This is a genomic window from Ensifer aridi, assembly GCF_002078505.1.
GTDB classification, from domain to species: domain Bacteria; phylum Pseudomonadota; class Alphaproteobacteria; order Rhizobiales; family Rhizobiaceae; genus Sinorhizobium; species Sinorhizobium aridi.
In genome coordinates, this window is the sequence record NZ_LUAV01000007.1 from 265,918 (window position 1) to 275,535 (window position 9,618).

Sequence of the window (9,618 nt, forward strand, 5' to 3'; positions counted from 1 at the left end):
TTCTCTCAAAACAGGTTTTTTGGCAAGCACAACCCTAACGACAGGAAGCCGACCGCACCTTATGGCGTCTGCGATCCGTCACGCATCTCTCCAGGCTGGGCAGCGAAATCCTGGTGGAGTCGAAGGGAGTCGAACCCTCGACCTCCGCAGTGCGATTGCGGCGCTCTCCCAACTGAGCTACGACCCCAGCGGCACCAGTGTATAAGCGGTTTCGAGCGAACGCGCCAGTACCTTCGCGCGGGTCCCGGCGTCACTTTTTGCGGGTCTGGGCGAAGCCTTGAATAGCGGACTCCAATGAAATCGCGGGTCAGCGTTACACGCGGGCAATAGGGCTAAGCTTCGCAGGCAAGCCGATGCCTACGCCTCCGGCTAGGCTGAAAAAGAACTGCTGGCGGATGGGGTGGGATTCGAACCCACGGTAGGCTTTCACCTACGCCGGTTTTCAAGACCGGTGCCTTAAACCGCTCGGCCACCCATCCGGGCAGCGCGTTATTGCGCGAAGCGCGAAGCGTTGCAAGATTTAAGCTGCACGATTTGCGAATTTCCCAATTCCGTAGCGGCGACAAACTCCGCTCGCGCGAACCTCTCTTTACCAATGGTAAACCATAACGGGCGAATTCCGACGCGTCTTCGCCCTCTGGTTCGCAATTTTGCCCTGTTGTTGTCATGATTGTTCGACTGTTCCGTTTCGGGACGCGAACTGTCCGCGGGGGCTTTGAGCGGATTGTTCGTGAGGCTTTGCGAATGATCTTGTGGGACAAATGATATCGAATAAGAGTGCGGCATATCTCGTGAGGGGAATACGTCTCGCTGCGATTCCGTTGCTTTGCGCGGTGCTGACGGCTTGTGGATCGACGCCGAGCGTCAAGAAGAGCAAGACTCGGAGCAAGGAATATTTCGCCGAGTCGGTTTACGGCGTCAAAGCGAGCCCGCGAGTAGCCTCCGGGCGCAACATCCCGAAAGGCGGCGGACGCTATCAGGTGGGCAAGCCGTATCAGGTCAAGGGCAAATGGTATCAGCCGAAAGAGGATTTCGGCTACAACAGGACCGGGATGGCCTCCTGGTACGGCTCCGCCTTCCACGGCCGTCTTACGGCAAACGGGGAGGTCTACGACAAGTATCACCTGTCGGCCGCACACCCGACCTTTCCGCTGCCGAGCTATGCGCGCGTGACCAATCTTGAGAACGGTACGTCGGTGATCGTGCGCGTCAACGATCGTGGTCCCTACGAATACGGGCGGATCATCGACGTCTCCTCGAAGACTGCCGATCTCCTGGACATAAAGGGGAAAGGCAGCGCCAAGGTGCGCGTGCAATATGTGGGCCGAGCGCCGCTCGAGGGCAATGATATGCCCTATCTCATGGCTTCCTACGTGAAGAAGGGCGACCGCAGTCCGAGAGTCATGCCGGAGGGGCAGATCGCCACGGGGGTCATGGTTGCCTCGAACGAGCCGCTGCGCAACCAGGTTCCCGATCTCGGCTCCGTTCCGGTCCCGCAGAAATCGATGCTTGATACGGGTGTGCCGGTCACTGCGCTTGCCGAGCCGGCGCCGGGCCTTTCGACACCTCGGGCGCTGGGCGAGTTCGCGATCCTGCCGGAGATCGGGCCGATCCCAACCGCTCGTCCGCAATTGATCCCGATGCCGGACGGAAACATGGCCTATGCGGCCGCTTATGTTGAAGTCCGCGTCAGCGACAGGGCCTCGCCATTCGAGGCAATCATGGTCGAAAGCAATCCCCTGACGCCCGACTCCATTCTCGCCTATGCGAAGCGTCGGCACGAGGCCGCTTCCGCGCGATAACGCCGGTTGAAGAGGGGTGACGGCGCTGCTATGCCCATGAGGAAACCGGAGTTTCTCATGGGCATAAAGTGGCTTGCGGTCGTGGGTTTGCTCGCGGCCATCGTTTCGGGGGAGGCGGTCGCGCAAGCGCCGGCATTCGACACAAAGGCGAAGCAGATCTATCTCGTCGATGCCGAAACCGGGACCGTGCTTTTCTCGCGTGGTGAGAACGAACCGGTACCGCCTGCTTCGCTGGCCAAGCTCATGGCGATGGAGGTGGTCTTCGAAGCGCTCGACAAGGGCGAGCTGACGCCGGATACGAGTTTCGAAGTCTCCGAACATGCATGGCGGACGGGCGGCGCCCCTTCCGGCACTGCCACCATGTTCGCCGCAATCAAATCGAGGATCCGCGTTGCCGATCTCATCCAGGGCGCAGTCGTGCAACTGGCGAATGACGCATGCATCATCCTGGCTGAAGGGATGGCCGGCAGCGAGGCAGCGTTTGCGGAGCACATGACAGCGCGGGCGCGCGAGCTCGGCATGCAGGTTGCAAGCTTCAGGAACGCAACTGGTCTGCCGGACCCGGGAAACAGGATCACCATGCGCGAAGTGGTCGCACTGGAGCGGCATCTTTTCGAAGCGCACCGTGACTACTATCGGCTCTATTCGCAACCGGAATTCGAGTGGAACAAGATCCTTCAGCGCAACAAGAATCCGCTGATCGCCGCCAATGTAGGCGTCGATGGATTGGCGACGGGATTTGCCGAGGGCTTCGGCTTCTCGGTCGCAGCATCGATGCAGCGTGGCGGCCGCCGGGTGTTTTTGGCGATGAGCGGGCTCGAGAGCGATAAGGAAAGGACCGAGGAGAGCCGCAGGGTACTCGATTGGGCAATGACCGCCTTCGAGAAGCGCCGCATCTTTGCCGATGGCGAAACGATTGGAGAGGCAAGCGTCTATGGCGGAGCGGCCGCCCGCGTCGCGCTCGCCGCCGACGGGCCCGTCGACGTGCTGCTGCCTGTGAACAACCCCGAGCGGTTGACGGCCCGGATCGTCTACAAGTGGCCGCTCACTGCGCCCGTGGCCGCCGGGCAACAGGTGGGAGTCGTCAAGCTCTGGAACGGCGAGAAGCTGCTGCGAGAGGTACCCGTGAGGACCATTAAGGCGGTGGAGAAGGGGACGCTCACCAGCCGCGCGCTCGACGCGCTGCAGGAGCTTCTCTTCTTCTGGCTCTGAGAAATACGCGCTGGGGCAGTTGCCTCCAACGAACAAACTTGAGCCAACAGAATTGTTTCCATTAACCGGGAAAGGCTCTAAACAGAGCCGATATTCACGCCGATCTGGAACGAAATGTGTCGCCGACAAAGGGTTTGTTCGTAACATTCGAGGGAGGGGAAGGGGCCGGAAAATCGACCCAGATGCGCCTCCTCGCCGAGGCGCTCAGCGCGCGCGGCTACCACGTGCTTACCACACGTGAACCCGGTGGCTCGGTGGGGGCGGAGGCGGTACGCCACGTGCTTCTCTCCGGAGCGGCCGAGCCCTTTGGCGTTCGCATGGAGGCGATACTTTTCGCCGCCGCGCGCAGCGATCATGTGGAGGAGGTGATTCGCCCGGCGCTTAAGGAGGGCACGATCGTCCTTTGCGATCGTTTCATGGATTCCTCACGCGTCTATCAGGGGATCACCGGCAACCTGGAGCCCGCTTTCGTCGAAACGCTGGAGCGCGTCGCCGTCAACGGCGTGATTCCCGATCGCACGATCATCTTCGATCTGCCCGCCGCCGTCGGCCTCGAGCGCGCGCGGCGCCGCGCCGCCAACGACAGCCCCGACCGCTTCGAGAAGGAGCAATTGGAGACGCACGAGAAACGGCGCGAAGCCTTTCTGGATATCGCCGAGGCCGATTCGGAACGTTGCCGCGTGGTCGACGCAACGCGGCCCCCGGATGTCATCGCCGCCGAAGTGCTGAGCCTCGTCGAGGCGTTGTTGCCCCGCGAGGGCAGGGCGCAACCGTCGAACGCGGAAGCAGCGCCATGACGATGGAACGTCCAGATGTGCTGGAGGGGGCGATCGCTCCAGCGGAAAACAGCAAGCTCTTCGGTCATAAGGAAGCGGAAGCCTTTCTCGCTCAGAGCTACCGGTCCGGCAAGGGCCATCACGCGATCCTCATCGAAGGTCCGGAGGGCATCGGCAAGGCGACGCTCGCCTTCAGGTTTGCGAATCATATCTTGCGCCATCCGGAGCCTGCGGAGGCGCCCGACAGTCTTGGCGATCCGGACCCGGCTTCGATCGTCACGCGGCAGATTGCCTCCGGCGCATCGCACAACCTGCTGCATCTGTCACGGCCGGTGGACGAGAAGACGGGCCGGCCGAAGGGCGCGATCACGGTCGACGAGGTGCGTCGAGCCGGCAAGTTCTTTGGTCAGACCTCCGGCAGCGGGAACTGGCGTATCGTCATCATCGATCCGGCGGACGATCTCAACCGTAACGCCGCCAACGCGATTTTGAAGATACTGGAGGAGCCGCCGCGCCGTTCGCTATTCCTGGTCCTGACCCATGCGCCCGGAAAGCTCCTGCCGACGATCCGGTCGCGCTGCCTGCCTTTGCGGTTGAAGCCACTGGAAGCGGGAGCTATGCGCCAGGCGCTTGCGCATCTCGGCTTCGACGTCGCTGGGGCAAATGCGGAGCGGATCCTTGCCGCTGCCGGCGGCAGTGTCTCTGAGGCCCTTAAGCTGATCAATTATGGCGGATTGGACATCGCCGAGGCCTTCGAGGATATCCTCAAGGGGCAGGGGCCGTCCGTCCGCAAGAGCATGCACAAGCTTGCCGATATTCTTTCGGCGAAGGACAGCGAAACGATCTTCGACTTCTTCTCATCCCTGCTGACAGGCCGAGTCATGCAGTCGGCGCGGGAGGCTGCGCATGCGGGCGATATCGACAGGGCGGAGCGCCTTGCCAAACTTTCGGGCAACTTCGCCGAGCGCCTGGCCGTTAGCGATGCCTACAATTTGGACCGCAAGCAGACGATCCTGTCGCTGATGGATGACTTGAAGGACGCTCTATAGAGCGGGCGTCAAGGTCGCCGTTCTACAAGGGGCTTTTTCTGGGCGCAGCGGTTCCCTACCTGAAGGCGATGCGCTAATAGCTGCCTAGTTCCCGATCCGAGATATATCGAAGCCGCTATGAGAGATACGTCCCCCTTCTACATCACGACCGCGATTTCCTACCCGAACGGTAGGCCGCATATCGGCCATGCCTATGAGCTCATCGCGACGGATGCCATGGCCCGCTTCCAGCGGCTCGACGGGCGCGAGGTCTTCTTCCTGACCGGGACGGACGAGCACGGCCAGAAGATGCAGCAGACGGCGAAGAAAGAGGGAGTTTCGCCGCAGGAGCTTGCGGACCGGAATTCGGCCGAATTCCAGAAGATGGCGCGCCTTCTCAACGCGTCCAACGACGATTTCATACGCACGACCGAAAAGCGCCATCACGAGGCCTCGCAGGCGATCTGGATCCGCATGAGCGAAGCAGGAGACCTCTACAAGGACTCCTATGCGGGCTGGTATTCCGTTCGCGACGAAGCCTATTACCAGGAGAACGAGACGGAGCTGCGCGACGACGGTGTGCGCTACGGGCCTCAAGGGACGCCGGTGGAATGGGTCGAGGAGGAGAGCTATTTCTTCCGGCTGTCGGCCTACCAGGAAAAGCTCTTGAAGCATTACGAGGAGAATCCGGACTTCATCGGCCCGGCGGAGCGGCGCAACGAGGTCATCTCCTTCGTCAAGTCGGGACTCAAGGACCTCTCGGTTTCGCGCACCACCTTCGACTGGGGCATCAAGGTTCCGAACGATCCGGCTCATGTCATGTATGTCTGGGTGGACGCACTCACCAACTACCTGACGGCAACGGGTTACCTGACGGACCCGAACGGACCGAGGGCAAAATTCTGGCCGGCGAATATCCATGTCATCGGCAAGGACATCATCCGCTTCCATGCGGTCTATTGGCCCGCTTTCCTCATGTCGGCCGGTCTGCCTCTGCCTCGGCGCGTCTTCGCTCACGGCTTCCTGCTTAACAAGGGCGAGAAGATGTCGAAATCGCTGGGCAATGTCGTCGACCCGTTCGACCTGGTCGAACATTTCGGTTTGGATCAGATCCGTTATTTCTTCCTTCGCGAGGTTTCGTTCGGCCAGGACGGCAGCTACAGCGAGGAGGGGATTGCAACACGCATCAACTCCGACCTCGCCAACGGCATCGGCAATCTTGCCAGCCGCTCGTTGTCGATGATTGTCAAGAACTGCGACGGTCAGATTCCCGTCTGCGGCCCGTTGACTGATGAGGACAAGGCGATGTTATCGGCAGCCGACTCCCTCATTGACACGGCGCGGGAGGAAATGGGCAAGCAGCTCATTCATCGTGCGCTCGCAGCGGTTATCGCGGTCGTTTCCGAGACCGATCGCTACTTCGCGGGCCAGGAGCCGTGGGCACTGAAGAAGACCGATCCGGAACGCATGGCAACGGTGCTTTATGTGACGGCCGAGGTCGTCCGCCAGATCGCGGTCCTCTTGCAGCCGTTCATGCCGGAATCGGCAGGCAAGCTCCTCGATCTCGTCGCTGTCCCGGCTGACAAGCGCGATTTCGCGCATCTTGGCGAAGCGGGCCGCCTCGTCTCCGGAACGCCGCTCGAGGCGCCGAAGCCGGTCTTCCCGCGCTATGTGGCGCCGGAAGCGTAAGCGAGAGCCGTCGTATGCTGATCGATACCCACTGCCATCTGGACTTTCCCGACTTCGAAGCTGAGCGCGAGGCGATCATCGAACGGGCGCGTGAGGGTGGCGTGGGCCAGATGGTGACGATCTCGACAAGGGTAAAGCGTTTCGACACGATCCTCGCGATCGCCGAGGCCTATCCGAATGTCTTCTGTTCGGTTGGCACTCACCCACATAATGCAGACGAAGAACTCGACATCACCGTCGATGATCTCGTTCGGCTGTCGGGGCATCCGAAGGTGGTGGCGATCGGCGAAGCGGGCCTCGATTATTTCTACGACAACGCGCCGCGAGCCGCGCAGACGGAGGGCTTGAGGCGTCACATAGCCGCAGCGCGGCAAACGAAACTACCGCTCGTCATCCACAGCCGGTCTGCAGACGAAGACATGGCGGCAATTCTGACTGAGGAAACGGGGAAGGGCGCTTTCCCTTTCCTTCTCCATTGTTTTTCGTCCGGCCCGGATCTCGCCCGAATCGGCGTCGAGCTCGGCGGTTATGTATCGTTCTCCGGCATTCTGACCTTCCCGAAGTCCGAGGAACTGCGTGAGATCGCTAAGACCGTGCCGCGCGACCGGCTGGTCGTGGAGACGGACGCGCCATATCTCGCGCCAAAGCCCTTCCGCGGTAAGCGCAACGAGCCGGCTTACGTGGCGCATACGGCCGAGGTGCTGGCGCAAACCATCGGCGTATCCAAGGAAGAAATTGCGGCCATCACCACGGAGAACGCTTTCCGTATCTTCTCGAAAATGCCGAGGCTTTGAGATGGCATTTCGGCGGGTGTTCACCATCCTGGGTTGCGGATCGTCGCCTGGCGTGCCGCGCATTACAGGTGATTGGGGCGCCTGCGATCCGTCGAACCCGCGCAATCGACGCATGCGGGCGGCGCTGCTCGTGGAACAGGTTGCGCCCGACGGTGGAAAAACGACCGTCGTGATCGATACCGGCCCGGATTTCCGCGCGCAGATGATCGCCGCGGACGTCCGTCACATTGATGCGGTACTTTACACACATGCTCATGCGGATCATCTTCACGGGATCGACGATTTGCGCGGTTTCGTCATCGAGAATCGCAAGCGCGTGCCGATCTGGGCCGACACCCACACGATGGGCCTGATCTGCGATAGATTTCGCTATTGCCTCGAATCCCCGCATGGCAGCGGCTATCCGCCAATCATCGAGGCGCACATCATCGCCGATGATCTTTCTCCCGTGATCATTCAAGGGGCCGGCGGTCCGATCGCCTTCGAGCCGCTGATGCAGTTTCACGGCAACATCCATTCGCTCGGCTTTCGCATCGGCGATTTTGCCTATTGCAGCGACGTCAGTGACTTTCCGCCGGAGACGATCGGCAAGCTTGCCGGGCTAGATCTGCTCGTGATCGATGCGCTGCAGTACAAGTTTCATCCGAGCCATTTGGCACTCGTGCAGTCGCTCGGCTGGATCAACCGGCTTCAGCCGAAGCGCGCGGTGCTGACGCACATGCACGTGCCATTGGACTACGACGTCGTAAGCGACGAGACGCCGGACAACGTCGAGCCGGCCTACGACATGATGCGGCTCGAATTCGAAATCGACAGGCCGAGCGCTGAAGAAGCGTGAAAGTGCGACATAAACTTTCTGTCTCAACAAGTTGATTCAAAAGGCGCTATCCGTTCCTTTGCTTATGCGCACGAGTTCCAAAGTCCTGTATCACAGGCGTTCTAGGCAATCGTCGCTGCAGCGGCCCGTTGCTATGCCTAGTTCGGGCCGTTTGTTGCTTTCCAGACTAGGCGATTTGCAACAGGAAAGTCCCTGTAGCTCGTCCCAAAACACCGTTCTGTTGCTTTTGGGACGTCTTAGTGTGAGCCAATTGACGCTGATGCGACGGCCGGTGATCATCGTTGCATCGCACGAGGATTCGCCGAGATGGATTCTGATCAGGGCAGCGCAGTTACGCCGACTATCTCCGGCCCACGCCCTGACCCTGACAATCATGTCTGCCTTCAGCTAGGTCCTGAAGGCGACCTGCGCTCAACCATCCGCACGCGAGCATTTAGCTCGCGTCGGGCTTTGCGGCGTCGTGATTACCGCTTGGAATGCCTGCGGACTATGTGCGAGTAGAACCTGTCGAGCAATCGACCTAAAGGTACAGCCAGATGATTGACTTCAGGTCACTGACCGAAGCAGATTTTCCGATATTGTGTGAATGGCTAAATAGCCCTCATATGCGTGCTCACTACCAAAAGACGCCGATAACAATAGAGGAAGTTCAGAGGAAGTATTCCGAACGCCTCAATCCAAGCCATCCCACCCATTGCCATATAGCCAGTTATAATGGTGAGCCTTTTGGAAACTTGCAGTGCTATTTGCTTCGCGACTATCCCGATTTCGCGTTTGAGATAGGCGAGCACGACGGCGTAGCGGTCGACCTATTTATCGGTGATGAGCGTTTCATAGGGAGGGGCTTGGGGAAGGCTATGCTTCGCTCATATGTGCTGAACGTGGTTCCTTCCCTTTTTCCCCAAGACTGCAAATGCTTCATTTGTCACGCTAAAGAGAACAAAATAGCTATTCGTGGTTCGCTGTCCGCAGGGTTTCTGCCGTATCGAGACGTCATCGAGGGCGGGGTGGAAAGTCTGCTACTTTCATTCGACCGTCCGATTTAGAGGGATTGGGACTTAAAGCCGAACTGGGCCGTCATGCCCTCGACCGTCTCGGTTATCTCGCGGGTAAGTCAGACCATCTTTGGGGCATTATCCGACGTGCGGACCTCTGGGCGTCAAAAGTCGGTTGGAGTATTAGGCTGTCCGATGCATAGGGTAAGCCGAGGGCACAATTTACTCTGCAATGTCGCTTTGCATGTCATTTTCGCGTCGAAGTAACCGACCCATGTTGTCCCTGGACAGCCTGGTACAGTCGCTCCATGCCAGCCAGATGCTTTCGTCGAATAGAGGCCTCCAGCGAAGGGTTCAACACGTCGCTCCAAACCGCTGGTTTATCGTGAAAATCCACAGTTTCGTGAAAAGCGGTTCGTGGCCAAAAGCAACAGTCGGAAAACCGCTCTCTAGTTCCATAATCTATCTTATGCGATCCGCGTGT

At 59.8% G+C, this 9,618-nt stretch carries 8 protein-coding genes and 2 tRNA genes; 8 read left to right on the plus strand and 2 right to left on the minus strand.

Features of this window, described 5'->3' with window-relative positions; genetic code table 11:
* Positions 1–111 precede the first annotated feature (111 nt).
* Both AYK65_RS08230 and AYK65_RS08235 read right to left on the minus strand, forming a co-directional pair.
* Positions 112–187: transfer RNA gene (locus AYK65_RS08230), tRNA-Ala, on the minus strand.
* Positions 188–389: 202 nt separating this feature from the next.
* Positions 390–479, minus strand: a tRNA-Ser gene (locus AYK65_RS08235).
* A gap of 282 nt (positions 480–761) precedes the next feature.
* Between AYK65_RS08235 and AYK65_RS08240 the strand changes: the two genes are divergently transcribed.
* From AYK65_RS08240 to AYK65_RS08275, 8 genes are all read left to right on the plus strand, one after another.
* The gene (locus AYK65_RS08240; protein WP_046118754.1) at positions 762–1,802 is read left to right on the plus strand and encodes a septal ring lytic transglycosylase RlpA family protein; all 1,041 of its coding nucleotides are present in this window, start codon (positions 762–764) and stop codon (positions 1,800–1,802) included.
* 57 nt (positions 1,803–1,859) lie between these two features.
* Positions 1,860–3,014 carry a D-alanyl-D-alanine carboxypeptidase family protein gene (locus AYK65_RS08245; RefSeq protein ID WP_026614121.1) on the plus strand — a complete coding sequence of 385 codons (1,155 nt, stop codon included), beginning with the start codon at positions 1,860–1,862 and terminating at the stop codon, positions 3,012–3,014.
* 92 nt (positions 3,015–3,106) lie between these two features.
* Entirely contained in the window at positions 3,107–3,811 is a 705-nt protein-coding gene (gene tmk, locus AYK65_RS08250) for a dTMP kinase (protein ID WP_081158163.1), read from the plus strand.
* Positions 3,808–4,839, plus strand: coding sequence for a DNA polymerase III subunit delta' (locus AYK65_RS08255; protein WP_046120956.1), 1,032 nt, complete (start codon positions 3,808–3,810; stop codon positions 4,837–4,839). The genes tmk and AYK65_RS08255 overlap by 4 nt, the downstream gene beginning before the upstream one ends.
* 117 nt (positions 4,840–4,956) lie before the next feature.
* Positions 4,957–6,507: a methionine--tRNA ligase gene (metG, locus tag AYK65_RS08260; protein ID WP_081158164.1), complete on the plus strand. Its 1,551-nt coding sequence runs from the start codon at positions 4,957–4,959 to the stop codon at positions 6,505–6,507.
* Between the two features lie 14 nt (positions 6,508–6,521).
* The gene (locus AYK65_RS08265) at positions 6,522–7,301 is read left to right on the plus strand and encodes a TatD family hydrolase (RefSeq protein WP_046118806.1); all 780 of its coding nucleotides are present in this window, start codon (positions 6,522–6,524) and stop codon (positions 7,299–7,301) included.
* A 1-nt stretch (position 7,302) separates the two neighbouring features.
* The gene (locus AYK65_RS08270) at positions 7,303–8,139 is read left to right on the plus strand and encodes an MBL fold metallo-hydrolase (RefSeq protein WP_046120954.1); all 837 of its coding nucleotides are present in this window, start codon (positions 7,303–7,305) and stop codon (positions 8,137–8,139) included.
* 536 nt (positions 8,140–8,675) lie between these two features.
* On the plus strand, positions 8,676–9,185 hold the full coding sequence (locus AYK65_RS08275; RefSeq protein WP_081158165.1) for a GNAT family N-acetyltransferase: 510 nt from the start codon (positions 8,676–8,678) through the stop codon (positions 9,183–9,185).
* Positions 9,186–9,618 lie beyond the last annotated feature (433 nt).